Genomic DNA, 24,662 nt, shown 5'->3' with positions numbered 1-24,662 from the left:
AAATGACAAATTTATTTAATCGCTTTAAGAATATTTTCGGCCCTTCACAGAAAAGCAATAAAGTCATCGGCCCTCTTGGATTGCATCTTCATGCTGCATTCACTTTGGATCTGCTGGAATATCGGCTTTGTGAAAACCAAATGTTGATAGAATTACCCGGCGAAGAATTTCTGATTGCAGCGCAAAGCACCATCGACCTTGGTGCTGGTTGTGATATTTATCGATATTACACCTCTGGTGACGAGTTTATTCAGATCAACACTGAGGGTGGGTTTGACAGTAATAGCATCAGCGATATTAAGTTATTTGTTTATGAAGATAGCCACGGGATTACAGGGAAAATGGCATGGGACAAAGCGATTAGCCCTGCCTGCATCGGCGCTGCAGAATTAAAGTGGCGAGATAAAACCTGGCTGCGTGTTTTTAACGCTGAAGAATCCGGTGCTGTGGCGCCTGTCTATCTGCTTGAAAACGTCAGTAATCAGCAGCAAGACGAATGGCAGGTTCATAATTTTACGATGGTATATCAACGAGAATTAAATGATTCCCAATATGAATATTTAATGATTACTGGGGAAGAAACCTTCGATGAGCAAAATCAACCTGAGTGGCTTCTCTCTTATGCACTTGGGATCGATTTAACTTTCCTTCAGGTCAATGTCATTGGTTAATTAACTTTACAGGATGTTTGAAATGCATGTTTTATCTTCACTGCTCGCCTTTTCAACCTATTTCTTCATTGGTCTGGCGATGATTTGCTGCTTCATGTTTATTTACACTCGTATTACTCCACATAACGAATGGAGGCTTATAAAAGAAAACAACGTTGCAGCAGCGCTAGCTTTTAGTGGCACATTTATTGGTTATGTTATTCCATTGTCTAGTGCAGCAATTAACTCAGTGAGTATTCCTGACTATTTGGTATGGGGAGTGATCGCCCTGGCAGTACAACTGATGATCTATTTTTCAGTACGTATTTACATGCCAAAATTGAGTGAAAACATTATCAATCATAATGTTGCTGCCGGTATGTTTATGGGCACGGCCTCATTGGCTGGTGGAATCTTCAATGCAGCTTGCATGACCTGGTAGGAGGAAAAATGAGCCGAAAAAAATCAACACGAAATAAAGCTATTTCTCCGATCCTCACCAAACCTAAAGCTAAACCTAAACCTAAACGGAAAGGGCCACACTTTTTGACTCTGATTGTAATGGGTGGAGCTGCACTCTTTATTCTGAAAGGATGTGATGACGAGGATAGTTCTACTAGCAACTTTTATAGTACGCCTTACGAATGCTCTGAGGATAGTCATCCCTTTGATGTTTGTAATAATGCTTTTGATGAAGCAAAAACGACTTTTTATAATTCTGCACCTAAAAATTTAAGTCGTACTGCTTGTGAACAGCAGTTCAGCACTGATAGTTGCCATTATGAGAGAGATTCGAATGGCTTTATCCCTGCATTTGCCGGTTTCATGCTTGGACAAGCTCTGGCTAATGGTCGGCAGAACAGTTGCCAATACGATGCTAATTACTGCAGGCAATATTCATCCACTCCTGTCTGGGGCGGATCTGGTGGGTATTATTCATATTCATCAAACACCGGGAAAAGTGATAGCAGTGATGCAAAACCTACCCGTATATCTAAAGTCACGACAGTTTCTCGCGGTGGTTATGGTAAGTCCTCCAGCGCACGTGGCAGTTGGGGGGGGTAACGACTTATGCTCAGACGCAAACTCCCTGTTCGCCCCAATCTGGATGAACAGGCAAAGCTACATGGATTTGATTTTCATATCATTGATGATGAAATTTATTGGGATGAAAGCCGTGCCTATTGCTTTACCCTTCGTCAAATTGAAGAACAAATCGAAAAACCGACAGCTGAACTGCATCAAATGTGTCTCGATATCGTTGATCGTGCCGTAAGAAGCGAGAAAATGATGGAACAACTGGCGATCCCACCCCTTTATTGGGATGTTATTGCTAAAAGCTGGCATCAAAAAGATCCATCACTCTATGGAAGGATGGATTTTGCCTGGACGGGGACTGGGTCGGTCAAGCTGCTGGAATACAACGCCGATACCCCAACATCGCTTTATGAGTCAGCTTATTTCCAGTGGACATGGCTGGAGGATGCGAAACGCCAAGGTTTGATCCCTGGAGATGCTGATCAATTTAATTCAATCCAGGAGAAGTTGATTGCTCGTTTTGGTGAGCTAGCGAGCGCAAACCCATTCTATTTTTGCTGTTGCAAAGATTCCGAAGAAGATCGCGGTACTGTGCTTTACCTCGAGGATTGTGCTCGCCAAGCTGGATTGGACACTCGCTTTACCTATATGGAAGATCTTGGATTAGGGATTGGAGGCGTGCTCACCGATTTGGAAGATAATGTGATACGCCATGCATTTAAACTTTATCCACTGGAATGGATGATGCGTGACGAGAATGGACCGCTTTTGCGCAGACGCCATGAGCAATGGGTTGAGCCATTATGGAAGAGCGTACTGAGTAATAAAGGCTTACTGCCGTTACTTTGGCAGCAGTTTCCAAACCATCCCAATTTATTACCTTCATGGTTTTCTGAGGACTTTTCTCGTAATAATCCGGCTATAGAAGAGTGTTTGCAGTCCAGCCGTGGTTATGTGCGAAAACCCCTTTTCTCACGCGAAGGTGGGAATGTAATAGTCTATGACATGGCAGACAAAATTATCGTGGAGGAAGGGGGGGATTACGCTGACGAGCCTATGATTTACCAGGCATTTCAGGCACTCCCGCGATTTGGAAATAGCTATACCTTGCTAGGTAGCTGGATTGTGGACGATGAACCTGCAGGAATTGGCATCCGTGAGGATATCTCACTGATTACTAAAGATACATCGCGGTTTGTACCTCATTACATCTCTGGGTAATTTACTCCAGAGACCGGTATTTTTGTGATGAAGCCCCAGGGCGGATCTTTCAGGTCCGTCCATACTAATGGCATTGCCATTAATGGGAGGGAACACGATGCGCTGGCAAACTCATACCGTTTTTAACCAACCAATACCCCTCAACAACAGTAACCTTTTCCTTTCTGATATCTCGTTAACCGAGGCTGTAGCTCGTGAAGGGGCTGGCTGGGATGCGGAACTTCTGGCAAGTATCGGCCAACAACTGGGTTCAGCTGAATCGCTGGAGCTCGGCCGCCTGGCGAATGCCAATCCGCCTGAATTACTCCGCTATGATTCCAGCGGTGAGCGGCTCGATGATGTGCGTTTTTATCCTGCGTGGCATTTACTGATGCAAGGGCTGTGTGCCAATCGAGTACACAATTTGCCGTGGCAGGAAGACGCCAGACAAGGCTCGTTTGTGGCCCGTGCCGCGCGCTTTGTTCAGCATGCGCAGGTGGAAGCAGGGACGTTATGCCCCATCACTATGACATTTGGTGCCATTCCTCTCTTACTTAAGCATCTACCCAAAGAGTTTCAGCCGTGGCTGAAACCGCTACTCAGCGATCGTTACGATGCGCACCTCTCACCTGGCGCTCAAAAACGTGGCCTGCTGATTGGTATGGGTATGACTGAGAAGCAAGGAGGCTCGGATGTGCTCAGCAATACCACGCGCGCTGAAGCCATCGATAAACGTGGCCCTGGTGAAATGTATCGCATAGTCGGCCACAAATGGTTTTTCTCCGTACCACAAAGCGACGCGCATTTGATTCTGGCGCAGGCGAAAGGTGGGCTTTCATGTTTCTTCCTGCCGCGATTTTTGCCCGATGGGCAACGTAATCAGGTTCGGTTTGAGCGCCTTAAAGAGAAACTCGGCAACCGTTCTAATGCCAGCAGTGAAGTGGAGTTCTGTGATGCGACAGCCTGGCTTATCGGTGAAGAAGGCGAGGGGATTCGTTCGATTCTTAAAATGGGCGGCTACACGCGCTTTGACTGCGTGCTTGGCAGCCATGGTTTGATGCGCCGTGCGCTTTCTGTCGCGTTGTATCACGCCCATCAACGGCAGGCATTCGGCAAAACGCTGATCGACCTGCCTATTATGCGCCAGGTACTTGGGCGTATGGCTTTGCAACTTGAAGGGCAAACGGCGTTTCTGTTTCGTCTGGCCCGCGCCTGGGAATCACCCGGTAATCCGCATGAGTTGGCTTATAGTCGGCTGTTTACGGCTGCGGCTAAATTTAGCGTCTGCAAATCGGGTATCCCCTTTGTCGCCGAAGCCATGGAAGTGCTTGGAGGAATGGGTTATTGCGAAGATAGCGAGTTGCCACGCATTTACCGTGAAATGCCGGTGAATAGTATCTGGGAAGGATCGGGCAATATCATGAGCCTTGATGTGCTGCGTGTTCTGGCCAAACAGCCCGGTGCGATGGAGATGTTGCATGCGGAGTTTGACGAAGTGAAAGGGCAAAACCGGCATTTCGATCGTAGCTGGCGGCAGTTGCAACAGCGACTTCATAAGCCACAAGAGGAATGGAGCAGAGAAGTTACTCGAACGCTGGCTCTTCTGGCGACAGGTACCCAGGTTTTACAGCATCTCTCTCCACCGTTAGGTGAAGCCTGGTGCCGTATGATGCTGGACTCGCGGGGGGAAAGTGTTTTACCGAATCAGGTACTTATTGATGTACTGCTCAGAGCGACAGGCCGCACAGGATAGAACAAAAAAGCCAGCGCCATAAGGGGAGTATCAATGGCCGCTGGCTTATTTATGCATAAATAATGGCTTGTACACGCCAGCCTTCAGCAAGCTGGTTTTCCTGCATTTTAACGATGCGATAGTATGATGCTCCATGTTCGTCAGCCTTCAGGGCAATGACTTTCTCCACATCTTGCACGCTACCGGCAATACCATTTACTGAAATCATGCCGATTTCATTCAAACCCGTCACACAATCTGCGGCAACATCTTCTGCCGATTGCGCCGAAGTTGTGATTAACCCCACGGACAGCAGTAATGAGGTTAAGGCAAGCGATCGTTTCATAATTAGCTCCTTTAATACTTACCCTAAATCAGCAGGGCATTCCTTCGCGTGGGTGAACTTCAGACCTGTCCGTTGGCTGAGGTTCATTGTGCATAACAAACGATCAATTGACGCAAAGCTATGTAAATATGCATAAATTAAACACAGCGCTAAATTACTTACGGTACAAAATCGCCTGGGCATACCACTGACCAGGTACTACCGTCTCATCGTTTAGCACGATGACGTAATAATCCGCTTTGGCTGCAACAGCTTTCTCTTCTAGCGCTCGTTCTGCGTCCATCGGAGAGCCGTGCTCAAGTGCTGTCACCGTCCCTATTTTGGTCAAACCCTGCGTTTGGTAACGCTGGATTTCCTGAGGGGTTCCGGTTGCAGGCGGCGCTGGTTGTGGTGTCCCTTGTAACACGCTGCAAGCACTGAGCGTGGTCGCAAGTATCACAGCTGATAGCAATCGCATGATCGTTTCTCGTCTCTTAATAGCCATAGTGTAGCCCCGGTTTTTTTCTGAGAAGAGGGAATGTTCCCATTTTGTTAGCTTCCCCGCGCTTTTTAATCACTTTCGAATGAAAATCGCTAAGCAGATCTCATAGTGAACAATAATCACAACCCATCAATGACTTGCCATCCACAGGACCCTGACATACAAAGGATATATCACACCGATATAGGTCTAATATCATGATTGAAATATATACCGAACAGCTTGCGGGCATTGAAGTTCTCCACGCTGTGCCCTCCGGGAAAAAAGAGTGCAAACTCCCGGTGGTATTTTTCTATCATGGTTTTACTTCATCTAAACTGGTTTACAGTTACTTTGCGGTCGCTCTTGCTCAGGCTGGAATACGCGCGATTATGCCCGATGCCGATCAACACGGTGCGCGATTTAACGGTGATGATAGCGCGCGTCTGTATCAATTCTGGTCGATTCTTAAACACAACATTGATGAGTTCTCGCCGCTTTATCAGGCTTTATCTGAACGCTATCCCGTAGATGAGCGACGAGTCGCTGTGGGTGGTGCTTCAATGGGAGGCATGACGGCTCTTGGTATTATGGCGCGTAACCCGCAAGTTCGCTGCGTGGCATGCCTGATGGGATCGGGATATTTTATGTCGCTTGGGCAAACGCTATTCGCGCCGCGGGCCGAAGATCTTGCATCGCTAAATGCGCTTGCCGGTTATGACATCAGCCATCAGCTAGAAAGCATCGGTAACCGGCCACTTTTACTGTGGCATGGCGAGGAAGATGATGTGGTTCCGGCAGCCGAGACATGGCGTTTGCAGCAAGCGCTAGTTGAGAAGGGGCTGGATAAACAACTGATCTGCTTACGGGAACCAGGCGTAAAACACCGTATTACGCCTACGGCGCTTGAAGCCGTCAGTCGCTTCTTTAGTGAGAACCTTTAATTACACCAGAATCACTTGCACACCCTGATCTTCAAGTTTTTTGACCACTTCAGAGTTTGCTTGCTTACCGGTAATCACTAAATCAATCTGCTCCGTGCGGCTAAAGAGCATGCCCGCGCGTTGCCCCACTTTTGAGCTATCGACCAATACTGCCAGCTTACCCACGACGCCCAGCATCTTTTGCTCTGCCATCGCCGTTAGCATATCCGTTTTATAAAGCCCTTCAGCCGTCAGCCCTTTGCCACTGGTAAACATCCAGTGCCCAGCATACAGCGAAGTCTCATTTTCTTGCGGCCCAAGGGTTATGGAATGGCTTTTATTGTACTGGCCACCCATGATCACCACACTTTCATGATCTTCGTCGATAAGGTAATTCGCCAGCGGAAGATAGTTAGTAATGATCTGCACCGGTTTGCCACAGATCTGCTGGCCGAGTAAAAAAGCAGTCGATCCGCAGTTGATCACGACACTTTCACCTTGTTTGACGAGCGCTGATGCAGCACTGGCAATACGGCTTTTCTCATCGTGATTTTGAGCCAGATGAATATTCATTGGCGTCCAGCGCAGGCGCTGCTGGCTAATGGCTTCGGCACCGTTACGGACTTTTTTCAGTCTGCCGCTCTCATCGAGCTTATTAATATCACGCCGTGCGGTCGCCGGAGAGATCGCCAGGCGTTCCATCACTTGTTCGACAGTCACAAATCCTGTTTGCTGGAGCAGTTCGAGCAGGATCTGGTGGCGTTGTGCTTCGGTCATGAATTTTTCCGATGAGAGATGATTTTTAAAGATGATATTTGAAATCAGATGGAATACCTAAAGGAAAAGCCGGATATTGACCCGGCTTCACAACATTACAAGAAGGACTTAAACGGCAGATCCGGTTCATGAGTAAAGCAATCATCAAACCCGCGTGGGTAGTGATATTCGAACTGATCTTTATCCAGCGGCCAGGTAAATTTGCCGCCCACCTGCCAGATAAATGGCTTAAAGCCATACTTCAGTCGATCTTTCTTCATATCCCATAGCACACGGATCTCTTGCGGATCGGCCTGGAAATTCGACCAGATATCATGATGGAACGGAATGACCACTTTGGTATTCAATGACTCCGCCATGCGTAAAATATCAGCACTGGTCATTTTGTCGGTGATCCCGCGTGGGTTCTCGCCATAAGAGCCTAGTGCGACATCAATCTGATGATCATTGCCATGTTTTGCGTAGTAGTTGGAATAGTGAGAATCTCCGCTGTGGTAAAGGTTGCCACCAGGGGTTTTGAACAGATAGTTGACTGCGCGTTTATCCATGCCATCAGGTAATATACCCGCCGCTTTTTCATCAGCAGGAAGCGTAATCAGCGCGGTACGATCGAAAGCATCTAGCGCATGAATTTCAATGTCTTTCACTTTCACGACATCACCAGGTTTCATTACGATGCAACGCTCGTGCGGAACACCCCAGCCAATCCATAAATCAACGCAGGTCTGCGGCCCAATAAATGGCACATCATCGGCACAGTTCTGCATCACTGCGGCCGCCACGTTCACGTCGATATGATCGTTGTGATCGTGTGTTGAAAGTACCGCATCAATATTGCGAATAGCGAAAGGATCGAGCACGAACGGTGTGGTGCGCAGGTTGGGCTGTAATTTTTCCACCCCAGCCATGCGCTGCATCTGGTGGCCTTGTTTCATCAGCGGATTACCGTGGCTTTGCTTACCGGTACCACACCAGAAATCAACGCAGATATTCGCACCACCCTGGGATTTCAACCAGATACCCGTGCAGCCCAACCACCACATGGCGAAGGTTCCAGGGGCAACCACTTCCTGCTCAATTTCTTCATTCAGCCAGCTACCCCATTCCGGGAAGGTGCTTAAAATCCAGGATTCACGGGTAATCGTCTCAACCTTACTCATCAGCCTTCTCCTTTCCATTTAGAATCAATAATCATAAGTGATCAAATTGTGATTTATATTGACATCAAATTTTTAAATTTAGAAGCTTTTTCTGACACGTTATATTGTGGATTTCACCTTTAAACACTTATTGAATTAGAAGGGTGAAAGAGGTTTGTTTTTATATTTATATGTTTTTTAAGGTTTATTTGTCTTTTTTGATTGCCTTGAATTAACCGCGGTGTAATTGTGGAAAATAAATTGCGTACTTCCTCACAAATAATCATTTTCAATCTTGTTGTGATTATTTTTGACAAATAGAGTGAAGGCGAACATTACTTCCGCCTGTTTTCTGATCGAAACAGGGAGCGACTACCCTACGGAGAGCTTTATGGAGATCCTCTACAACGGCTTTATCATTTTCTTTAACCAGGTAATGACAAACGCCCCTTTGCTACTAGGGATTGTGACTTGTCTAGGCTATGTGCTTTTGCGTAAAAGCGTCAGCGTAATTATCAAAGGCACCATCAAAACGATTATCGGCTTTATGTTGCTGCAGGCAGGCTCCGGGATTTTGACCGGTACGTTTAAACCCGTTGTCGCGAAGATGTCTGAGGTTTATGGGATTAACGGCGCTATTTCAGATACTTATGCATCGATGATGGCGACGGTCGAAAGAATGGGCGACGCCTACAGTTGGGTGGGATACGCCGTGTTATTGGCTCTGGCACTCAATATTATTTATGTGTTGCTACGGCGTATTACGGGGATCCGCACCATCATGCTGACTGGTCACATCATGTTCCAGCAAGCGGGCCTCATTGCCGTGTTCTTCTTTATCCTTGGCTACCCAATGTGGACAACCATCATCTGCACCGCGGTGTTGGTTTCCCTCTATTGGGGTATCACCTCCAACATGATGTATAAACCGACACAAGCCGTGACGGAAAACAGCGGTTTTTCTATCGGTCACCAACAACAGTTCGCTTCGTGGATTGCCTACAAAATCGCGCCGTATCTGGGTAAAAAAGAGGAGAGTGTTGAAGATCTTAAATTACCGGGCTGGCTCAACATCTTCCACGACAACATCGTTTCCACCGCCATTGTTATGACGCTGTTTTTCGGCGTGATCCTTTGTTCATTCGGCATCGATGTCATGCAGGCAATGGCCGGTAAAACTCACTGGACTATCTACATTCTGCAAACCGGCTTCCAGTTCGCGGTGGCGATTTTCATCATCGTTCAGGGCGTGAGAATGTTCGTCGCAGAGTTGTCCGAAGCCTTTAACGGTATCTCACAGCGCTTAATTCCAGGGGCGGTTCTCGCCATCGACTGCGCAGCTATCTACAGCTTCGCACCAAACGCAGTGGTGTGGGGATTCATCTGGGGAACCATCGGCCAGTTGATTGCCGTCGGCATTCTTATCGGACTCGGTTCTTCCATCATGATAATCCCAGGCTTTATCCCAATGTTCTTCTCTAACGCCACCATTGGCGTGTTTGCCAACCACTTTGGCGGCTGGCGCGCGGCGCTAAAAATCTGCCTGGTGATGGGCATGATTGAAATCTTTGGCTGTGTCTGGGCCATCAAACTCACCGGATTAAGCGCCTGGATGGGCATGGCTGACTGGTCGATTCTTGCACCGCCATTAATGCAAGGGCTGACGCTTGGGCTGTGGTTTATGGGGGTGGTTATCGTGATTGCACTGATTTACATGTTCTTCGCCGGGCGCACTCTGCGCGCCGAGGAAGATGCAGAAAAACATCTGGCAGAGTCATCTGCCCACTAAAAGGATCTGGATTATGACGGTACGAATTCTGGCGGTATGCGGTAACGGGCAGGGTAGTTCCATGATTATGAAAATGAAGGTGGATCAGTTCCTGACGCAGCAGGGCGTCAATCACTCAGTAAACAGCTGCGCGGTGGGTGAGTACAAAAGCGAACTGAGCGGTGCCGATGTCATTATCGCCTCAACGCACATTGCTGGTGAAATCACTGTGGTAGGCAATAAATATGTGGTGGGTGTGCGCAACATGCTTTCGGCTGCGGACTTTGGACCAAAGCTGATGGAAGTGATTACTGCGCACTTCCCGCAGGATCTGAAATAGAGAGGCACCATGAAACTTCGTGACTCATTGGCTGATAACCACTCAATTTTACTTCAGGCGCAGGCGGAAACCTGGCAGGACGCGGTCAAGCTGGGCGTTGACCTGCTGGTAAAAGCGGATGTTGTAGAGCCGCGCTATTACCAGGCGATTCTGGATGGCGTCGCACAACACGGGCCTTACTTCGTGATTGCCCCAGGTCTTGCTATGCCACATGGTCGGCCAGAAGAAGGGGTGAAAAGTACCGGTTTTTCGCTGGTGACGCTGAAAACCCCGTTGGTGTTTAACCACGAAGATAACGACCCGGTGGATATTCTTATTACCATGGCTGCTGTTGATGCCACTACACATCAGGAGGTCGGCATCATGCAGATCGTTAATCTATTTGAAGATGAAGCCAATTTTGATCGTTTACGCGCCTGCCGCACCGCGCAGGAAGTGTTGGATTTAATTGATCGCGCTACGGCGTAGGCCCACAGTTTAAGGAGCTTTTTATGTCTCATTCATTACCGATGCTGCAAGTTGCGCTAGATAACCAGACCCTATCAGACGCTTACAAAACTACGCGCCTGATCGCTGAAGAAGTCGACATTATTGAAGTAGGAACCATTCTTTGCGTGGGCGAAGGCGTGCGCGCGGTGCGTGACCTCAAAGCGCTCTATCCACATAAAATTGTACTGGCCGATGCCAAAATTGCGGATGCCGGGAAAATCCTCTCGCGGATGTGTTTCGAAGCGCATGCTGACTGGGTTACGGTGATTTGCTGTGCCGATATCAACACCACTAAAGGTGCGCTGGAAGTGGCCCGTGAATTTAACGGTGATGTGCAAATCGAGCTGACAGGTTTCTGGACGTGGGAACAAGCCCAGGAGTGGCGTGCTGCGGGCATCGAACAAGTGGTTTATCACCGCAGCCGTGATGCGCAAGCTGCGGGCGTTGCCTGGAGCGAAACGGATATTAGTGCAATCAAACGCCTGGCTAATATGGGGTTTAAAGTGACGGTTACGGGTGGTCTTGCGCTTGAAGATTTACCGCTGTTTAAAGGCATTCCGATTCATGTATTTATTGCCGGGCGCAGCATTCGTGATGCAACCTCGCCTGTAGATGCAGCTCGCCAGTTCAAACGTGCTATCGCCCAGCTTTGGGGATAAGGACTGCTCATGTTGAATAAGCAAGTGCCGCTGGGTATTTACGAAAAGGCGCTTCCTGCCGGGGAGTGCTGGCGGGAAAGGCTACAACTCGCTGCCAGTCTGGAGTTCGATTTTGTCGAGATGTCGATTGATGAAACTGATGAACGCCTCGCACGGCTTGACTGGAGTCGCGAACAGCGATTTTCGTTGGTACAAGCCATCGCGGATACCGGGGTACGCGTTCCTTCTATCTGCCTGAGTGCGCATCGCCGTTATCCACTAGGCAGTGAAGATGACGAAATTCGTAACCATGGGCTGGAGATCATGCGTAAAGCCATCAAGTTTGCGCAAGACGTTGGCGTACGCGTAATTCAGCTGGCGGGTTACGATGTCTATTACCAGCAAGCCAACGACGAAACCCGTCGCCGTTTTCGTGAAGGCTTGACTCAGGCTGTTGAAATGGCGAGCCGCGCCCAGGTCACACTGGCAATGGAAATCATGGACTACCCGCTGATGAACTCCATCAGCAAAGCGATGGGTTACGCGCATTACCTGAATAACCCTTGGTTCCAGTTGTATCCGGACATCGGCAATTTATCCGCATGGGATAACGACGTGCAAATGGAGCTGGAGGCAGGGCGCGGGCACATTGTGGCGGTTCACGTAAAAGACACGAAGCCCGGCGTGTTCAAAAATGTTCCCTTCGGCAGCGGCGTGGTGGCGTTTGAGGATTGCTTTGCGACCTTAAAACGCAGTGGCTACCGTGGCCCATATTTGATTGAAATGTGGAGTGAAAAAGCGGTGGACCCGATTGCTGAAGTTATCGCTGCTCGTGATTGGGTGCTCGCTCGCATGGCAACTGCCGGTTTGCTGGAGGCTGATTATGCAGCAGCTTAAACAGCAGGTTTTTGAGGCGAATATGGCGCTTCCACGGCATGGTCTGGTGACCTTCACCTGGGGGAATGTCAGCGGTATCGACCGCGAGCGGCAATGTATTGCGATTAAGCCAAGCGGCGTGGCCTATGAGCAGATGTCTGCTGACGACATGGTGATAGTCGATATGAACGGTATGGTGATTGAAGGGAAGTACCGCCCTTCGTCTGATACCGCGACTCACCTCGCATTATATAGGCAATATCCCGAACTCGGCGGAGTTGTTCACACTCACTCTACCCATGCCACCGCATGGGCGCAGGCTGGGCTAAGTATTCCGCCACTTGGTACGACACATGCTGATTACTTTTTTGGTGATATTCGCTGCACTCGCGCATTAACTATCGACGAAGTGCAGGGCGAATATGAGCTAAATACCGGCAAAGTGATTATCGAAACCTTAGGTAGCCATCACCCTCTGCACACGCCCGGCGTCGTGGTTTATCAACATGGCCCGTTTGCATGGGGGAAAACTGCCGAAGACGCAGTACATAACGCGGTGGTTATGGAGGAAGTGGCGCGAATGGCGTGGATTGCTCGTGGGATTAATCCGGCACTTAAACCTATCGACAGTTATTTGATGAACAAACACTTTCAGCGTAAACATGGCCCGAACGCTTATTACGGGCAGGGAAGATAAATACGCGAGATAATTGAGGTTACAGGGCACATGGCTTTGGCCTTTTAAATCGCATTTGCGCAGGTTCCAACTCTCTTTAATTTTCAGTATGAACCATAAAAAAGCCCCCGCAAGCGGGGGCAAGTCAAACGTTGGCTTTCTATGTCGTTGTGGTATTCCTGGTGTTAACGCCTTACTTCATTACCTCATTGCATTCTGCTACCGGTAAATGTCAGCGCTTACGCGCATATTGCCGTTACTACCGGATTCTCTCATCAAAATAGTGTGGTAGTACTTTGCATTGTGCTGATCTGCATCCTCATGGATAGCAACTTCAGCTTCCTGTTCTGTCGCGAAGTTATGGTTGATATAAATAACCCCAAGGCTCATCACATCATCCATATTCTGTGCCTGGCGACCATCAATCTTGATCGCGGCAGCTGCATTTGAACTAAGCAAAATCGCCGCCAGAAAGGCTAAAACTGTAATTTTCATAATCCGCTCCACTACAACTTAATGTGTCAGCTGCGGTCGTCGCTCCTGTTAATAAATAGTGGCGGCCTATGACAATAAGTGTAAACCCTTAGGGGTGGATAAAAAGCGACCATTTCTGATGGTGTTGGTCAAAAATTTTAAGTGATCCAGGTCAAAGTTATAGATTTCACTGAGTTAGCGCTTGTTAGAAATTTAGCCTTCATGCAAAAGAATTAATTTCCATATGACCTTGAGTTTACTGGGCTCCGCTTGTATGATTACGCGTCAATTTTTTCAGCCGCCTTTATAAACACGTTCCTTGCTTCCATGGGCCGCGGCTGACCCTGACAGGAGGCTGAATAATCCGTAAGGAGCAATTCGATGCGTCATTACGAAATCGTTTTTATGGTCCATCCTGACCAGAGCGAACAGGTTCCGGGTATGATCGAACGTTACACTACTGCAATCACTGCAGCAGAAGGTACGATCCACCGTCTGGAAGACTGGGGCCGCCGTCAACTGGCTTACCCGATCAACAAACTGCACAAAGCACACTACGTTCTGCTGAACGTTGAAGCTCCGCAGGAAGTGATCGATGAGCTGGAAACTAACTTCCGCTTCAACGACGCCGTTATCCGTAGCATGGTTATGCGTACTAAGCACGCTGTAACCGAAGCTTCACCAATGGTTAAAGCTAAAGACGAACGTCGTGATCGTCGCGATGACTTCGCTAGCGAAACTGCTGATGATGCGGATGCTGGGGATTCTGAAGAGTAATTTCCAATGACGGCCAACCGCCTGGTGTTGTCTGGCACAGTGTGCAAGACGCCTCTTCGCAAGGTCAGCCCGTCAGGAATTCCTCATTGCCAGTTCGTGCTTGAGCATCGTTCTGTGCAAAAGGAAGCCGGTTTAGATCGGCAGGCGTGGTGCCGTATGCCAGTTATTATTAGCGGGCACGCACACTCAGCCATTACTCAAAGTATAACGGTCGGCACGGTACTCACAGTTCAAGGTTTCATTAGTTGCCATCAGGCAAAAAATGGTCTGAACAAAGTGGTATTGCATGCCGAGCAGATTGATTTGATAGATTCTGGAGACTAGCCTAATGGCACGTTATTTCCGTCGTCGCAAGTTCTGCCGTTTCACCGCGGAAGGCGTTGTAGAGATTGATTATAAAGATATCGCTACACTGAAAAACTACATCACTGAAAGTGGTAAAATTGTCCCGAGCCGTATTACCGGTACTCGTGCAAAATACCAGCGTCAGTTGGCTCGCTGCATCAAGCGCGCTCGTTACCTTTCTTTGTTGCCATATACTGATCGTCATCAGTAATCGGCCACTGTCCATTAACGACTTTGAGAGGATAAGGTAATGCAAGTTATTCTGCTTGATAAAGTAGCAAACCTGGGTAGCCTGGGTGATCAGGTTAACGTTAAAGCGGGCTATGCTCGTAACTTCCTGGTACCACAGGGTAAAGCTGTTCCTGCTACCAAGAAAAACGTTGAATTCTTCGAAGCACGCCGTGCAGAACTGGAAGCTAAATTAGCTGACGTTCTGACTGCTGCTGAAGCTCGCGCTGCGAAGATCAACGCACTCGAAACTGTTACTATCGCGTCTAAAGCTGGCGACGAAGGTAAATTGTTCGGTTCCATTGGTACCCGCGACATCGCTGATGCAGTAACTGCAGCTGGCGTTGAAGTGGCTAAGAGCGAAGTTCGTTTACCGAACGGTGTTCTGCGTACCACTGGTGAGCACGAAGTGGACTTCCAGGTTCACAGCGATGTATTCGCTAAACTGATTGTAAACGTTGTTGCTGAAGCGTAATTTACGCTGATTCAAACACGTAAAGACGCCGGCCTCGTGCCGGCGTTTTGCATTTCTGAACCGGCTAAAAAATTAGCGCGCCCGTACAAAACTGCCATCAGGCTGACGTGTAAATAGCACTTGCTGATCGTTGCCAATATCAATTGTCAGCCCCGTCACTACACCATTTGCATTCTGGCGAATCTGCACCATCTGCCCGGTTTGCAAAGTACTCAGTGGTTTGTTGCTGCCTTCTACCTGCGCCATCGAATAAACATCAGCGGGCGGTAAATTATGATCGCGGAACAGTTGCGCCATAGTTTGCCCGGACTCTACGCGGTACGAACGCCATTGCTGGTCAATATCGTTATTCTCATGCGGCACAGGCGCTTGCGTTTCTGCCTGTGGTTGCTCTTCAACACGTGACGGTTCGACAGGAGTTGAGTTCTCTGGCGGGTTGACTAAGTGGGCACGAATTGGGGATTGTGACTCAATAGAAAGTTGTGCATCGCGCGTAACTGGCAGAGTAGGGGCATCAGGTGTAGGCCACAGGAAGCCGAGTACAACCACGATCGCCGCAATAATAATGCCACGGCGGTGCATCACCGGCAGTGGATCCATCAACCGGAAATTGTCGGGTGCATGCCAAATCCGCGCAAGCCAGGGTTTAACAGCGAATCGCATCGGCAACACTCCTCATTTCCACACAACGTGCTCTGTACATTTACCCACTCCATTATAGAACGCTAACTGTTTGATGCGCTGAATAATCCCGCGTAACGTGATTCTCAACCGCAATTTCACGCTCACTTAAACCATTGTTCCTGTTTCGCCTGCATTTGTCACCTTTGCCGCTTTTGCATTTTACCCGTCAGGTTGACGCTGCTATGCTGCGGGCTTGCTTTTAAATACCATTAAAGGAAATCCCATGACGACCCCTTCTTTTGACAGCGTCGAAGCGCAAGCAAGTTACGGTATTGGTTTACAGGTAGGTCAACAACTGAGTGAATCTGGTCTGCAAGGCCTGCTGCCAGAAGCACTGGTGGCTGGTCTGCGTGATGCGCTGGAAGGGAATGCCCCGGTAGTTCCGGTTGATGTGGTTCATCGCGCATTGCGTGAAGTTCACGAACGTGCCGACGCCGTTCGCCAGGAACGCCAGAAAGAACTGGCTGTTGAAGGCGTGAAATTCCTCGAAGAAAACCTGAAGAAAGACGGCGTAAGCAGCACCGAATCTGGCCTGCAATTCCGTGTTCTGACTCAAGGTACTGGTCCAATTCCAGCGCGTAAAGACCACGTTCGCGTGCATTACACCGGCAAACTGGTTGATGGCACTGTGTTCGACAGCTCCGTACAACGTGGCGAACCAGCTGAATTCCCGGTTAGCGGCGTTATCGCAGGCTGGATTGAAGCTCTGACTCTGATGCCAGTTGGCTCAAAGTGGGAACTGACTATTCCTCATAACCTGGCTTACGGTGAGCGTGGCGCGGGTGCGTCAATTCCTCCGTACAGCACTCTGGTTTTTGAAGTTGAACTGCTGGAAATTCTGTAAGCGTTCGAACGACCCCGCTTCGGCGGGGTTTTTATTTGGTGGTTAACAAAATTAGCGTGATTTTATCTGGTAAACGCTACCTTCCTGAGTGTTTATGTGAGACTGCTCACTTTATAGCCGTGATTTTGCACTCAAAACAAACATTAAATTAACAAATAATTTCTTTCTTAGTATTCATCCTGCCAATTCTTCCCTACTATCTTTGAGTTCCCCGGAACAACATCACATCCTCACTATTTTAATTTTTATAAAGGCCGGTAGAGCCTGAACACAACAGACAGGTACAGGAAAAATACAACATGGTAGATCAGATAAAGGTTTCTGACGTTGCTGAAGAGCCGTCAGAACAGTCTCTGCGGCGTAATTTAACCAACCGCCATATTCAGCTTATTGCCATCGGTGGCGCCATCGGAACCGGCCTGTTTATGGGCTCCGGTAAAACGATTAGCCTCGCAGGCCCATCCATCATCTTCGTATACATGATTATCGGCTTTATGCTGTTCTTCGTGATGCGCGCGATGGGCGAACTGCTGCTTTCAAACCTCGAATACAAGTCATTTAGCGATTTTGCAGCGGACTTACTCGGCCCGTGGGCGGGGTATTTTACCGGCTGGACTTACTGGTTTTGCTGGGTGGTCACCGGCATGGCGGACGTTGTGGCGATAACCGCCTACGCGCAGTTCTGGTTCCCCGGCTTATCGGACTGGGTGGCGTCGCTCGCGGTGATTGTTTTGCTGCTGAGCCTGAATCTGGCCACGGTGAAAATGTTCGGCGAAATGGAGTTCTGGTTTGCGATGATTAAAATTGTCGCCATCGTTGCGCTAATCGTTATCGGCCTGGTGATGATTTTAACCAACTTCCATTCCCCGTCTGGCGTAGAGGCTTCCATCAACAACTTGTGGAACGACGGCGGATGGTTCCCGAAAGGCATCAGCGGATTCTTCGCAGGCTTCCAGATAGCGGTATTTGCGTTTGTGGGTATTGAGCTGGTGGGAACGACGGCAGCAGAAACCAAAGACCCGGAAAAATCTCTGCCACGCGCCATCAACTCGATTCCGATCCGTATCATCATGTTCTACGTGTTTGCGCTGATCGTGATTATGTCGGTGACGCCATGGCGTTCCGTCGTCGCGGATAAGAGCCCGTTCGTTGAACTGTTTGTGTTGGTGGGCCTGCCTGCCGCCGCGAGTATCATCAACTTTGTGGTGCTGACCTCTGCGGCTTCTTCTGCCAACAGCGGAGTGTTCTCAACCAGCCGTATGCTGTTTGGCCTGGCACAAGATGGTATGGCACCGAAAGCATTCGCCAAACTCTCTAAGCGCGCAGTTCCGGCGAAGGGTTTGACCTTCTCCTGTATCTGCCTGCTGGGTGGCGTGGTGATGCTTTACGTGAACCCGAACGTGATTGCGGCGTTCACCATGATAACTACCGTGTCGGCGATTCTGTTTATGTTCGTCTGGACGATTATTCTTTGCTCGTACCTGGTGTACCGCAAACAGCGCCCACATTTGCACGAGAAATCGATCTACAAAATGCCGCTCGGCAAGTTTATGTGCTGGATGTGTATGGCGTTCTTCGTGTTTGTGATTGTGCTGTTGACGCTGGAAACTGATACGCGCCAGGCGCTGATCGTGACGCCATTGTGGTTTGTGTTGTTAGGTGTATGTTGGATGTTTATCGGCAAGAAGCGCATCGCTGCAATGCGTAAGTAATCATAATCCCCCTCGCCACAGGTGAGGGGGATTAACCCTTATTCCCCAGCCAAAGCCCGTGGGAACAGCACGTTATTCTCAAGACTGATGTGATTCATCAGATCGTCAATCAGCTCATTAATTCCGTTATACATCGCTTTCCAGGTCGTGCAGGCTTCTGGTGGCGGCGTCACGTTATTGGTGGTGTGCTTGATCACTTCCAGCAATTCGCCAGCGTCATCATGCTCGCTTTCCATCACGCTAATCGGGCCGTTGGCCTGCGTTCCCATGCCATTTTTAATCATCGGGAACAGGATCTGTTCTTCTTTCATCATATGGCTGCTGAGTTCCTGATGCAGCATGGTGAGATACTTCGCCAGCCCCTTCGGTACGTTAGGCTTATCGGCATGCACGCGCTCAACTTTGGTGGCCTGAAGAATCAGCTCTGGCAGTTGTTCGCGGTGGCGGTCATGGTAGCGCACCAGAATGTGGTCGATGATTTCCGCCAGCGGTGCCGTGCGCCACTCTTTCTCAGTGGGTTCTTCAGCAAGAGCAGTAAGCTCGGCTTCGATCGCCTCGAGATCCAACTCTTTGCGCGTTGCGGCACGCTCAAGCGTCTGTTTACCACCACAGCAGAAATCGAGATCCAATTTACGGAACAGCGCCGAAGCGCGCGGAATAGTTAAAGCCAGTTCACCTAAAGCTTGATCGCGGAAGGCCATAAGCAGATACCTCGTTGTCGATAATATAAGATGTATATTAAATGCATCTTTAAAGCGGCGCTATGACTATTTAGAGGTAAGGCGCTATTTGTCCGTCACGACAACCACTTCAGCGAGCGTGTTTTTCTGCGGTTTGGTCAACACAGCCATCACCACGCCAATTACCAGGCAAACAATCCCCAGCAATGTCAGCAGAGGTGGCCAGCTATGGCGCAGCATAAAGGTGTAAGCCAGGCCTGCGAGCGTTTCAAAGACAATCAGCGGGCCGACGATAACGGTAGGCAAACGCTGGCTGGCGATGTTCCAGCATAGCGCGCCGAGCCAGGAACAAAACAGTGCGATGGCTAACATCAGTGTTAAAAACACTTCCGGGCGTGGGCCAAAGGGTAGGGTGAAATCAGTGTTGGTGCGCGACATCCACAGGCAGACGGCGATGTACCCGATCAGTGAAAAGGGCAGAATCGCCAGTCCCTGCGCCGTCGCCCACATCAGCGGATTTTTATCCGGGTTTTCGCGCAGCCAACAGGCGTTACGCAGTGCATACCACGCCCAGCAGGCCACCGAGATAAACGCCAGGCTGATGCCGCTGATATATCGCCACCAGCTGAAATCAAGCTGCCCGGTGCGTAACTCTGCAGTATTTACCATCACAAGACCCAGGGCGATAATCACCAGTGCAGGCGCAAGTCGACGCCACGGCAGTTTGCCGTCACGTTTGCTGTAAAGCAGGTTGGCAAAGACCGGGATCACCACCGGAAGCGTGCCGATAATCATGGTAGAAATCGGCGCGCCGGTACGCTGAATGGCGCTCGCGAGACACACGTAATAAATGAGATTGCCGACGGTAGAGAGCTTCAGCGCGGTAAACCAATCCGAACGTGTCAGTTGGCGCAAGCGCTGGCGGCCAAACCAGGCCAGCGGTAGCGCAATAAAGCCCAGCGCCAGATAACGCCCGGTCGACTGCATGGCAGCCGGGTAATCAGGAACAATCAACGGCCCGACAAAAATCAGCCCCCACATCAACCCTGCGAGCAGGGCATACAGCACTCCAGTTAACATCTTCTATATCCAATAATGTCTTTGGAATGAGTGTAGGTGTGGCGGGATCAAAAATATTGTACCAGCTTGCGGTTTAGCTAACGGGCGACCTGTTTTTGATAGCGAACGGGCGTGATGCCATAACGCTGGGAAAAGGCGCGAGTCAGATGTGCCTGATCGGTTAATCCGCTGGCTGCTGCCACTTGCGCGGCAGGCATTCCGCTGGTTAGTAATCGCTTAGCGTGCCAAAGACGGATCGCCATTAGCATCTGATGGGGGGTGACGTGGAAGTGTGCTTTGAACATGCGTTGAAAATGATAAGGGCTAAGCGAAACCACGGCAGCGAGCTCATCAAGCGTTACCGGTTGCATATAGTTATCGTGCAGATAGTCCCGAATTTGTTCAAAGCGGTGTGCGGACTCTGTCGTTCCGCCAGCCTGATGTTGAGCGTAAGGCTGGAAAGTTTCGATAAGATTCAGCAACAAACCTTGCTGGGCCAGCGAATCGCTTTCGCTCCACAAGCCATTAATTAATTGTGAAATACAACCTGCACGCAGCGGATCGTGTTTAACCACATCGCTAAACGACCAGTTGCGCGATCCGGTCACGCTTTCAAGCAGTTCCGGCTCGAGATAAATCATGCGGTACTGCCAGCCGTCTTCCGTGGCGGCTTCGCCGGTGTGCAATTCATCCGGGTTCATCAGCACCAGCGAATCCTGCGCGGCAACATGTTGAACACCCCGATAGCGAAAGCGTTCTGCGCCTCGAGTCACCGTGCCAATACCGAAAGCTTCGTGAGTGTGCGGTTCAAAGGCGTAACGCGAGATATGGGCGTGATAAAGCTCAACGCCGGGCAATTGTGGTAAATGCCGGAATTGGGCGTTGTCTTTTTCATCAGTGAATAACTCAGGAACGCCTTGCACGCTAATCTCCGTATGGACACCCCGTAAGTATAGGGATGTCCTTCTTTAACGGAAAGTTAACATTTACAGCGCTGCGCGCAGGCTTTCTGCAAGCGGAGTGGTTGGGCGACCAATCAGGGTGCTTAGCTGGTGGCTATCATCAAACAGGCCACCTTTGGATGCGCCAACGTCAGAGTTTGCCAACATTGCTGCTAGCCCTTCTGGCAGGCCAGCACCGAGCAATGCTACTTTAAAATCAGCTTCCGACAAGTTCTGATACACCACTGTTTTTCCGCTCTGTTTGGTCAACTCAGCAGTCAGCTTAGACAGCGTCCAGCCGTGGTCGCCCGCTAGTTCGTAAACCTTGCCCGCCAGGTTGTCCAGAGTCATGACTTTAGCGGCTGCTGCTGCGTAATCAGCACGTGCCGCAGTAGCGATTTTTCCTTCGCCGGTGCTGCCAATAAACACGCCGTGTTGCAGAGCAGGCGGTACGCTGGCGAGATAGTTTTCGGTATACCAGCCGTTGCGCAGCAGTACGAATGGAATGCCGGATTGTTTAAGCATTTCTTCGGTGGCGATATGTTCATCGGCAAGGCTCAGCGGCGAGGAGTCTGCATGCAACAGGCTTGTGTAGGCAATCAGTTTCACGCCTGCTTCTTTGGCTGCATCAATCACATTGCGATGCTGAACTGCACGCTGGCCCACTTCACTTGAAGAGATAAGCAGCAGTTTTTCCACGCCATTCAGCGCTTGCACCAAAGCCGCTTTATCTTCATAGCTGGCAGCTCGTACCTGAACGCCACGGTCAGCAAATGATTGAATTTTTGCCGGGTTACGCACGATGGCAACTAATTGGTTAGCCGCAACGGTATTCAGTAATTCTTCAACAACGAGTTGGCCCAGTTGGCCGGAAGCTCCGGTAATCGCGATCATGATAAATCTCCTGTAGAGTGACATTAAAGTTGTATCCTTAATGTAGAAAATGACACTAAAGTTGCATCCTTATTTTCGTATGCTATTGATCATTAAACCTTAGAATGGGGCTTCGCACTGAAGGGGGATAGTATCCGTAAAACGAGGCAGAGGACTTTGCGATGAGAATGTAATGAATGGTTGTTATGTTCACAGTAAACCTGCCAGCAATTGTTTTTTTGAGAACACTTTACCTTCAGTTTTATCTTGCTCAGAAAGAGTAAGCAATTTCAGAAGAACTATCGAATTATCGCGTTCTTGCCAGGCATCATAGGATTCAATCGCACATACAGGTATCCCATTCCTCATAACCAAAATAGGTTCAGCTAAATCGAGTTTCGCTGCATTTTTTTTCAAATAACCAACTGTTTTAACTTTCATTTCAGGCCTCCCAGTAGATGATGAGGTGGGTTTACCCACGGCAGTAGAAAAATTCTGTCCTCACGACGTGACCTGCTCCCCGTTGATTAGTCGAAGTGGAATACTAAATCTGGCCACCTGCATAGAGGTGGTATCATCACCTCTATGCAGGTGGCATTATGACCGGACGTAACAGACGCAATTTTAGCCCCGAGTTTCGCCTCGAAACTGCTCAACAGATAATCAATCAGCACTACACCATTTCCCCCCGCTGCCACTGCAATGAATGTCGGCAAATCCACAATGGACAAATGGTTCAACAACGGAAAGAAGAGCGAGCAAGAATACCAGAAAGTGTTCGGATTGCCTGAGGAAGTGCCTGAATAGAAACAAAGCGACACCCAATAGCTCCCTTCAACTATCTCAATAATTGCGATTTTTGAGATAGTCTTCGCCATTAATGCAGTGCATTTGTAAGTATCCCTGTAGTGGATATCCAGAATGACTATTTCCCCGGAGGGCTCTGGGCTCTAAAACATGTTGAGGCTGCGGCGAAAAATGCTGCTCAAGTGATTGCTTTTTTCCGCAAGCGTGGCGATCTCGTGGTACATATTCGACATGAGTTTACCAGTAATGATGCACCATTCTTTCGCCCTGGCAGCGAAGGTGCGCAGCTACATCCCAGCGTCATTAATAAAGGTGACGAATCAGTGGTGCTTAAGCATTACATCAACTCATTCCGTGATACTGAATTAAAGACTCTCCTTGAACAGGCTGGCGTTGAAGATATCGTAGTTGTCGGCAATATGAGCCATATGTGCGTGGATGGAATAACGCGGGCTGCTGTTGATTTTGGCTATTCCACCACTGTTTTGCATGATGCCTGTGCCACTCTTGATCTTGAGTTCAATGGCGTAAACGTGCCCGCAGAACATGTTCATGCGGCATTTATGGCTGCGCTACGTTTCGGCTATGCACCCGTGATTTCGACAAGTGAATATCTGAATAAGGTGGAGGGGGACTTATGAAAGATCTCTCCATTGTTGTCTTAGGTTGTTTACTGGCTAGCCCCGTTATTGCACATGACACAGGAGGTATAACCAGTGAAAAAAACGCTAAGGTGGATAAAGCGTTCGATCTCGTCCATACGCGAGTGTTTAAGGATGGCAATGACCTGGTGTTTGAACAACTTGTTGATGGTAAGGCGGGTAGCCGTAAACCTTCGGCCAGGGGAAAATTCGCCGGGTCTGAAGTATACAGTTATGTATGGCCCACCAGTCTGGATAGTAGTGCAGTCGGTTTCGAACCCGGCTCGGGTATTTTGGCGCTGGCTCTCACCTCAAATCCTGACTTTGATGACACCCCTCAACTGGATGAAAATGGTGATGGCGATAAAGTAAATGATGGTGGCCTGTGGCATTCTCACTGGGTAGTACTGAGTAAAGACACCAGTTGCGGCCCTGGTGGGCTGAAAGTGCGAGATATTCCCGAAGGGGCAAAGCCTAAATTGCCCCCAACCTGGCCTGGAGTTCCCATTTATATTGGCTCACCCGGTTATCATTTCAGCCTGAAGAATGATGCAGCACAGATCCGCGTACCACTGGCTGCTGTCGGATTTCCGGCAAGTTTTAATTACGATGGTGTGACGACGGCCTTGCAGGTTAATGCCAATCTCCATAATCCATTACTCTGTGTCAGTAGCGTATGGGACATTGCTTCCGGTGACCTTTCTTTGCCTGCCACATGGAAACCACATGATTAAACCGTCAGGGATAATGATTATGAGTCCGGAACTCAACCGGGCTCAGCCCCTTTCATTTCAGGTTCTTGATAAAGGCTAGCGTTGCATTGACCAATTAAACTCACAGCAATAATAGGACATCTGTACTTTGCCCTGGGGAGTGCGGACATTTCTACTTAGCCTTGACACGAGTGCGAACTGAGCGAGCAGTGTTCCAACAAAGGTTAGCCGGCGAGTATGTGCCGGATAGACCTTCTGAGAGCCCGATTTATTTTTCATCGAATGAACCTTAAGTAGCGGTAACTAAATTATGCCCACTCTATTCCCTATTTATTGCAAGGGATCAGAAAAGGAATG

Annotated in this window: 31 protein-coding genes; 20 read left to right on the top strand and 11 right to left on the bottom strand. The window is 49.1% G+C overall.

The genetic code is table 11. The annotated features are described in order from the left end of the window. Positions 1–2 precede the first annotated feature (2 nt). The 5 genes from GC128_RS09560 to GC128_RS09540 all read left to right on the top strand — a co-directional run bounded on the left by GC128_RS09560 (position 3) and on the right by GC128_RS09540 (position 4,641). Positions 3–671, top strand: a complete 669-nt coding sequence (locus GC128_RS09560) for a DUF2491 family protein (protein ID WP_151994101.1) — start codon at positions 3–5, stop codon at positions 669–671. A 22-nt stretch (positions 672–693) separates the two neighbouring features. Next, the gene (locus GC128_RS09555) at positions 694–1,092 is read left to right on the top strand and encodes a DUF350 domain-containing protein (protein ID WP_151994100.1); all 399 of its coding nucleotides are present in this window, start codon (positions 694–696) and stop codon (positions 1,090–1,092) included. 8 nt (positions 1,093–1,100) lie between these two features. Further along, the gene (locus GC128_RS09550; RefSeq protein WP_151994099.1) at positions 1,101–1,715 is read left to right on the top strand and encodes a DUF1190 domain-containing protein; all 615 of its coding nucleotides are present in this window, start codon (positions 1,101–1,103) and stop codon (positions 1,713–1,715) included. Between the two features lie 6 nt (positions 1,716–1,721). After that, positions 1,722–2,909 (top strand): glutathionylspermidine synthase family protein, encoded by a 1,188-nt coding sequence (locus GC128_RS09545; protein WP_151994098.1) that lies wholly within the window; start codon positions 1,722–1,724, stop codon positions 2,907–2,909. Positions 2,910–3,006: 97 nt separating this feature from the next. After that, a complete protein-coding gene (locus tag GC128_RS09540; RefSeq protein WP_151994097.1) occupies positions 3,007–4,641 on the top strand; it encodes an isovaleryl-CoA dehydrogenase in 1,635 nt (544 codons plus the stop codon). A 49-nt stretch (positions 4,642–4,690) separates the two neighbouring features. Here the strand turns inward: GC128_RS09540 and GC128_RS09535 are convergent, their stop codons facing one another. Next, positions 4,691–4,966 (bottom strand): YdgH/BhsA/McbA family protein, encoded by a 276-nt coding sequence (locus GC128_RS09535; RefSeq protein ID WP_034461185.1) that lies wholly within the window; start codon positions 4,964–4,966, stop codon positions 4,691–4,693. Between the two features lie 154 nt (positions 4,967–5,120). After that, complete coding sequence (gene bsmA / locus GC128_RS09530) at positions 5,121–5,450, bottom strand: biofilm peroxide resistance protein BsmA (protein ID WP_151994096.1); 330 nt, start codon at positions 5,448–5,450, stop codon at positions 5,121–5,123. A 194-nt stretch (positions 5,451–5,644) separates the two neighbouring features. Between bsmA and yjfP the strand changes: the two genes are divergently transcribed. Then, positions 5,645–6,370, top strand: coding sequence for an esterase (gene yjfP / locus GC128_RS09525; protein WP_151994095.1), 726 nt, complete (start codon positions 5,645–5,647; stop codon positions 6,368–6,370). Here yjfP and ulaR read toward each other — a convergent pair whose 3' ends face one another. Next, positions 6,371–7,126 carry an HTH-type transcriptional regulator UlaR gene (gene ulaR / locus GC128_RS09520; protein WP_151994094.1) on the bottom strand — a complete coding sequence of 252 codons (756 nt, stop codon included), beginning with the start codon at positions 7,124–7,126 and terminating at the stop codon, positions 6,371–6,373. A gap of 95 nt (positions 7,127–7,221) precedes the next feature. Then, positions 7,222–8,286 (bottom strand): L-ascorbate 6-phosphate lactonase, encoded by a 1,065-nt coding sequence (gene ulaG, locus GC128_RS09515; protein WP_151994093.1) that lies wholly within the window; start codon positions 8,284–8,286, stop codon positions 7,222–7,224. 370 nt (positions 8,287–8,656) lie between these two features. Between ulaG and ulaA the strand changes: the two genes are divergently transcribed. Genes ulaA through GC128_RS09485 form a run of 6 tightly spaced genes read left to right on the top strand, consistent with a single transcriptional unit; the run spans position 8,657 to position 13,073 of the window. Then, positions 8,657–10,054, top strand: a complete 1,398-nt coding sequence (ulaA, locus tag GC128_RS09510; RefSeq protein WP_151994092.1) for a PTS ascorbate transporter subunit IIC — start codon at positions 8,657–8,659, stop codon at positions 10,052–10,054. Between the two features lie 13 nt (positions 10,055–10,067). Next, the gene (ulaB, locus tag GC128_RS09505; RefSeq protein WP_151994091.1) at positions 10,068–10,373 is read left to right on the top strand and encodes a PTS ascorbate transporter subunit IIB; all 306 of its coding nucleotides are present in this window, start codon (positions 10,068–10,070) and stop codon (positions 10,371–10,373) included. Between the two features lie 9 nt (positions 10,374–10,382). After that, positions 10,383–10,841 carry a PTS ascorbate transporter subunit IIA gene (gene ulaC / locus GC128_RS09500; RefSeq protein ID WP_151994090.1) on the top strand — a complete coding sequence of 153 codons (459 nt, stop codon included), beginning with the start codon at positions 10,383–10,385 and terminating at the stop codon, positions 10,839–10,841. A 23-nt stretch (positions 10,842–10,864) separates the two neighbouring features. Next, a complete protein-coding gene (locus tag GC128_RS09495) occupies positions 10,865–11,521 on the top strand; it encodes a 3-keto-L-gulonate-6-phosphate decarboxylase UlaD (protein ID WP_151994089.1) in 657 nt (218 codons plus the stop codon). 9 nt (positions 11,522–11,530) lie between these two features. Beyond that, positions 11,531–12,397, top strand: coding sequence for an L-ribulose-5-phosphate 3-epimerase (locus GC128_RS09490; RefSeq protein ID WP_151994088.1), 867 nt, complete (start codon positions 11,531–11,533; stop codon positions 12,395–12,397). Next, the gene (locus GC128_RS09485) at positions 12,384–13,073 is read left to right on the top strand and encodes an L-ribulose-5-phosphate 4-epimerase (protein WP_151994087.1); all 690 of its coding nucleotides are present in this window, start codon (positions 12,384–12,386) and stop codon (positions 13,071–13,073) included. Before GC128_RS09490 ends, GC128_RS09485 begins: the two co-directional genes overlap by 14 nt. A 198-nt stretch (positions 13,074–13,271) precedes the next feature. Here the strand turns inward: GC128_RS09485 and GC128_RS09480 are convergent, their stop codons facing one another. Beyond that, the gene (locus GC128_RS09480; protein WP_151994086.1) at positions 13,272–13,547 is read right to left on the bottom strand and encodes a YdgH/BhsA/McbA family protein; all 276 of its coding nucleotides are present in this window, start codon (positions 13,545–13,547) and stop codon (positions 13,272–13,274) included. Positions 13,548–13,907: 360 nt separating this feature from the next. Here GC128_RS09480 and rpsF point away from each other — a divergent pair, with 360 nt between their 5' ends. Genes rpsF through rplI form a run of 4 tightly spaced genes read left to right on the top strand, consistent with a single transcriptional unit; the run spans position 13,908 to position 15,351 of the window. Beyond that, entirely contained in the window at positions 13,908–14,303 is a 396-nt protein-coding gene (rpsF, locus tag GC128_RS09475; RefSeq protein ID WP_064515710.1) for a 30S ribosomal protein S6, read from the top strand. 6 nt (positions 14,304–14,309) lie between these two features. After that, positions 14,310–14,627, top strand: coding sequence for a primosomal replication protein N (gene priB, locus GC128_RS09470; protein WP_034461190.1), 318 nt, complete (start codon positions 14,310–14,312; stop codon positions 14,625–14,627). A 4-nt stretch (positions 14,628–14,631) separates the two neighbouring features. Next, positions 14,632–14,859, top strand: coding sequence for a 30S ribosomal protein S18 (gene rpsR, locus GC128_RS09465; protein ID WP_002210155.1), 228 nt, complete (start codon positions 14,632–14,634; stop codon positions 14,857–14,859). Positions 14,860–14,898: 39 nt separating this feature from the next. Next, positions 14,899–15,351: a 50S ribosomal protein L9 gene (rplI, locus tag GC128_RS09460; protein ID WP_151994085.1), complete on the top strand. Its 453-nt coding sequence runs from the start codon at positions 14,899–14,901 to the stop codon at positions 15,349–15,351. A 72-nt stretch (positions 15,352–15,423) separates the two neighbouring features. Here rplI and GC128_RS09455 read toward each other — a convergent pair whose 3' ends face one another. Further along, positions 15,424–16,020, bottom strand: a complete 597-nt coding sequence (locus GC128_RS09455) for an OapA family protein (protein WP_151994255.1) — start codon at positions 16,018–16,020, stop codon at positions 15,424–15,426. A gap of 238 nt (positions 16,021–16,258) precedes the next feature. On the opposite strand from GC128_RS09455, the gene fklB reads away from it, so the two are divergent. Then, the gene (gene fklB, locus GC128_RS09450; RefSeq protein ID WP_151994084.1) at positions 16,259–16,879 is read left to right on the top strand and encodes an FKBP-type peptidyl-prolyl cis-trans isomerase; all 621 of its coding nucleotides are present in this window, start codon (positions 16,259–16,261) and stop codon (positions 16,877–16,879) included. A 299-nt stretch (positions 16,880–17,178) separates the two neighbouring features. After that, positions 17,179–18,591: a D-serine/D-alanine/glycine transporter gene (gene cycA / locus GC128_RS09445; protein ID WP_151994083.1), complete on the top strand. Its 1,413-nt coding sequence runs from the start codon at positions 17,179–17,181 to the stop codon at positions 18,589–18,591. A gap of 38 nt (positions 18,592–18,629) precedes the next feature. Here cycA and ytfE read toward each other — a convergent pair whose 3' ends face one another. The 5 genes from ytfE to GC128_RS09420 form a co-directional block, all read right to left on the bottom strand. Continuing rightward, positions 18,630–19,292 (bottom strand): iron-sulfur cluster repair protein YtfE, encoded by a 663-nt coding sequence (gene ytfE, locus GC128_RS09440; protein ID WP_151994082.1) that lies wholly within the window; start codon positions 19,290–19,292, stop codon positions 18,630–18,632. An 84-nt stretch (positions 19,293–19,376) separates the two neighbouring features. After that, the gene (locus GC128_RS09435; protein WP_151994081.1) at positions 19,377–20,351 is read right to left on the bottom strand and encodes a DMT family transporter; all 975 of its coding nucleotides are present in this window, start codon (positions 20,349–20,351) and stop codon (positions 19,377–19,379) included. A gap of 77 nt (positions 20,352–20,428) precedes the next feature. Then, positions 20,429–21,253, bottom strand: coding sequence for an AraC family transcriptional regulator (locus GC128_RS09430; RefSeq protein ID WP_151994080.1), 825 nt, complete (start codon positions 21,251–21,253; stop codon positions 20,429–20,431). A gap of 63 nt (positions 21,254–21,316) precedes the next feature. After that, positions 21,317–22,165 carry an SDR family oxidoreductase gene (locus GC128_RS09425; protein ID WP_151994079.1) on the bottom strand — a complete coding sequence of 283 codons (849 nt, stop codon included), beginning with the start codon at positions 22,163–22,165 and terminating at the stop codon, positions 21,317–21,319. A 189-nt stretch (positions 22,166–22,354) separates the two neighbouring features. Then, positions 22,355–22,585 carry a type II toxin-antitoxin system Phd/YefM family antitoxin gene (locus tag GC128_RS09420; protein ID WP_151994078.1) on the bottom strand — a complete coding sequence of 77 codons (231 nt, stop codon included), beginning with the start codon at positions 22,583–22,585 and terminating at the stop codon, positions 22,355–22,357. Positions 22,586–23,052: 467 nt separating this feature from the next. On the opposite strand from GC128_RS09420, the gene GC128_RS09415 reads away from it, so the two are divergent. Next, entirely contained in the window at positions 23,053–23,592 is a 540-nt protein-coding gene (locus GC128_RS09415; protein ID WP_226812046.1) for a cysteine hydrolase family protein, read from the top strand. Beyond that, positions 23,589–24,326 carry a hypothetical protein gene (locus GC128_RS09410; RefSeq protein WP_151994076.1) on the top strand — a complete coding sequence of 246 codons (738 nt, stop codon included), beginning with the start codon at positions 23,589–23,591 and terminating at the stop codon, positions 24,324–24,326. The genes GC128_RS09415 and GC128_RS09410 overlap by 4 nt, the downstream gene beginning before the upstream one ends. Positions 24,327–24,662 lie beyond the last annotated feature (336 nt).

The sequence above is a fragment of the Buttiauxella massiliensis genome (assembly GCF_902500225.1).
Lineage (GTDB): Bacteria > Pseudomonadota > Gammaproteobacteria > Enterobacterales > Enterobacteriaceae > Buttiauxella > Buttiauxella massiliensis.
Note: the sequence above shows the minus strand (reverse complement) of the source record. Positions and strands in the feature narration are given on the sequence as shown.

Bases quoted from the DNA above. Each gene is read 5' to 3' on its own strand.
- bsmA (WP_151994096.1), bottom strand. From the start codon at position 5,450: ATGGCTATTAAGAGACGAGAAACGATCATGCGATTGCTATCAGCTGTG.
- GC128_RS09560 (WP_151994101.1), top strand. From the start codon at position 3: ATGACAAATTTATTTAATCGCTTTAAGAATATTTTCGGCCCTTCACAG.
- GC128_RS09485 (WP_151994087.1), top strand. From the start codon at position 12,384: ATGCAGCAGCTTAAACAGCAGGTTTTTGAGGCGAATATGGCGCTTCCA.
- rplI (WP_151994085.1), top strand. From the start codon at position 14,899: ATGCAAGTTATTCTGCTTGATAAAGTAGCAAACCTGGGTAGCCTGGGT.
- ulaB (WP_151994091.1), top strand. From the start codon at position 10,068: ATGACGGTACGAATTCTGGCGGTATGCGGTAACGGGCAGGGTAGTTCC.
- GC128_RS09425 (WP_151994079.1), bottom strand. From the start codon at position 22,165: ATGATCGCGATTACCGGAGCTTCCGGCCAACTGGGCCAACTCGTTGTT.
- ulaR (WP_151994094.1), bottom strand. From the start codon at position 7,126: ATGACCGAAGCACAACGCCACCAGATCCTGCTCGAACTGCTCCAGCAA.
- GC128_RS09420 (WP_151994078.1), bottom strand. From the start codon at position 22,585: ATGAAAGTTAAAACAGTTGGTTATTTGAAAAAAAATGCAGCGAAACTC.
- priB (WP_034461190.1), top strand. From the start codon at position 14,310: ATGACGGCCAACCGCCTGGTGTTGTCTGGCACAGTGTGCAAGACGCCT.
- GC128_RS09495 (WP_151994089.1), top strand. From the start codon at position 10,865: ATGTCTCATTCATTACCGATGCTGCAAGTTGCGCTAGATAACCAGACC.
- GC128_RS09535 (WP_034461185.1), bottom strand. From the start codon at position 4,966: ATGAAACGATCGCTTGCCTTAACCTCATTACTGCTGTCCGTGGGGTTA.
- GC128_RS09410 (WP_151994076.1), top strand. From the start codon at position 23,589: ATGAAAGATCTCTCCATTGTTGTCTTAGGTTGTTTACTGGCTAGCCCC.
- GC128_RS09545 (WP_151994098.1), top strand. From the start codon at position 1,722: ATGCTCAGACGCAAACTCCCTGTTCGCCCCAATCTGGATGAACAGGCA.
- ulaG (WP_151994093.1), bottom strand. From the start codon at position 8,286: ATGAGTAAGGTTGAGACGATTACCCGTGAATCCTGGATTTTAAGCACC.
- rpsR (WP_002210155.1), top strand. From the start codon at position 14,632: ATGGCACGTTATTTCCGTCGTCGCAAGTTCTGCCGTTTCACCGCGGAA.
- GC128_RS09540 (WP_151994097.1), top strand. From the start codon at position 3,007: ATGCGCTGGCAAACTCATACCGTTTTTAACCAACCAATACCCCTCAAC.
- GC128_RS09550 (WP_151994099.1), top strand. From the start codon at position 1,101: ATGAGCCGAAAAAAATCAACACGAAATAAAGCTATTTCTCCGATCCTC.
- GC128_RS09480 (WP_151994086.1), bottom strand. From the start codon at position 13,547: ATGAAAATTACAGTTTTAGCCTTTCTGGCGGCGATTTTGCTTAGTTCA.
- GC128_RS09490 (WP_151994088.1), top strand. From the start codon at position 11,531: ATGTTGAATAAGCAAGTGCCGCTGGGTATTTACGAAAAGGCGCTTCCT.
- ulaC (WP_151994090.1), top strand. From the start codon at position 10,383: ATGAAACTTCGTGACTCATTGGCTGATAACCACTCAATTTTACTTCAG.
- GC128_RS09435 (WP_151994081.1), bottom strand. From the start codon at position 20,351: ATGTTAACTGGAGTGCTGTATGCCCTGCTCGCAGGGTTGATGTGGGGG.
- cycA (WP_151994083.1), top strand. From the start codon at position 17,179: ATGGTAGATCAGATAAAGGTTTCTGACGTTGCTGAAGAGCCGTCAGAA.
- yjfP (WP_151994095.1), top strand. From the start codon at position 5,645: ATGATTGAAATATATACCGAACAGCTTGCGGGCATTGAAGTTCTCCAC.
- ytfE (WP_151994082.1), bottom strand. From the start codon at position 19,292: ATGGCCTTCCGCGATCAAGCTTTAGGTGAACTGGCTTTAACTATTCCG.
- GC128_RS09555 (WP_151994100.1), top strand. From the start codon at position 694: ATGCATGTTTTATCTTCACTGCTCGCCTTTTCAACCTATTTCTTCATT.
- ulaA (WP_151994092.1), top strand. From the start codon at position 8,657: ATGGAGATCCTCTACAACGGCTTTATCATTTTCTTTAACCAGGTAATG.
- rpsF (WP_064515710.1), top strand. From the start codon at position 13,908: ATGCGTCATTACGAAATCGTTTTTATGGTCCATCCTGACCAGAGCGAA.
- fklB (WP_151994084.1), top strand. From the start codon at position 16,259: ATGACGACCCCTTCTTTTGACAGCGTCGAAGCGCAAGCAAGTTACGGT.